Genomic DNA, 1328 nt, shown 5'->3' on the forward strand with positions numbered 1-1328 from the left:
TTCTTTTATTGCGTGTTGTTGTTGGCCCATTCGGTGGGCGTATACGTTTTCATCGACAGCGCATGCACTTCGTCGGTCTGCATGCGGCCACCCAGCGTGGCGTACACCTTCTGGTGGCGCTGGATCAAGCGCAGGCCCTCAAAGGTGCTGGAGATGATTGTCGCGTACCAATGGCGCCCGTCGCCCGACAGCTCGATATGTTCGCACGGCAGGCCTGCGGTGATGATGGATTGAAGTTCTTCGCTGGTCATATGTTTTGGTTTCAGTCAGTGTCTTATTTTGTAGCCGGTGCGCAGCATGTTCACGGCAACGGAGCTAACGACAAGCAAGGCCGTCAAAACAATCCCCAGGCTCAGCCAGGGCGAAACATCGCTGACGCCAAAGAATCCGTAGCGAAAACCGTCGATCATGTAGAAAAACGGGTTCAGGTGGCTGACCTTTTGCCAAAACGGCGGCAGCGAGTGGATCGAATAAAACACGCCGCTCAGGAAGGTCATGGGCATGATGACGAAATTCTGGAAGGCTGCCATCTGGTCGAACTTTTCAGACCACAGCCCGGCGATGACGCCCAGTGCGCCCAGCATGGCGGCGCCCAGCACCGCAAACAGCACAATCCACAGCGGCGCCACAAAGGCGGGTTGGCCAAAGAACACGGTGACGGCAAATACGCCCGCTCCCACCAGCAGGCCACGTGCGACGGACGAGCCGACGTACGCAAAAAACCAGTGCCAGTGCGACAGCGGCGTGAGCAGCACAAACACCAGGCTGCCCATGATCTTGCTCTGGATCAGCGAGGAAGAGCTGTTGGCGAACGCGTTCTGCAACACGCTCATCATCACGAGGCCCGGCACCAGGAAGGCGGTGTAGCTGACCTGGTCGTAGACCTTCACTTGATCCTGCAGCACGTGACCAAAGATCAGCATGTAGAGCACGGCGGTCAACACCGGGGCTCCGACCGTCTGGAAACCCACTTTCCAGAAGCGCAAGGTTTCTTTATAAAGCAGTGTTTGCCAGCCAGTCATTCAAAAGCCCCCACGCTTGTCGCTTCGCGTACTACGCAGCCCCCCGAGGGGGCTGTGCTTGCTTGGGGCGGCCCGGCGCGGCGCACGGCCCTTCCCCGGATGAACGCGATCATGTTGCCACTCCCATTAAATTCAGTTCGGTGGCTTCTCGGGCCGGCTTTTTGTTCATGACATCCAGGAACACATCTTCCAGGTCGGCCTTGCGGATTTCAACGTCTTCCGCAACCAGCCCCGCTTCGCGGATGGCCGCCAGGTATTGTTCGATTTCATGGGCGTTGTGCGCCGGAAACTGCACGATGCGCCCGG

Annotated in this window: 2 protein-coding genes and 1 pseudogene; all 3 read right to left on the bottom strand. The window is 58.3% G+C overall.

What is annotated here, in order from left to right; all coding sequences use genetic code 11:
- Positions 1-5: 5 nt before the first annotated feature.
- The gene (locus tag AC1D1P_RS23510; RefSeq protein ID WP_477669869.1) at positions 6-251 is read right to left on the bottom strand and encodes a BolA family protein; all 246 of its coding nucleotides are present in this window, start codon (positions 249-251) and stop codon (positions 6-8) included.
- Between the two features lie 15 nt (positions 252-266).
- Positions 267-1022: an ABC transporter permease gene (locus AC1D1P_RS23515; RefSeq protein ID WP_477674666.1), complete on the bottom strand. Its 756-nt coding sequence runs from the start codon at positions 1020-1022 to the stop codon at positions 267-269.
- A 109-nt stretch (positions 1023-1131) separates the two neighbouring features.
- Positions 1132-1328, bottom strand: a pseudogene (locus AC1D1P_RS23520) (ABC transporter ATP-binding protein); the annotation flags it as partial.

This window comes from Polaromonas sp. P1_E1_2 (assembly GCF_056406035.1).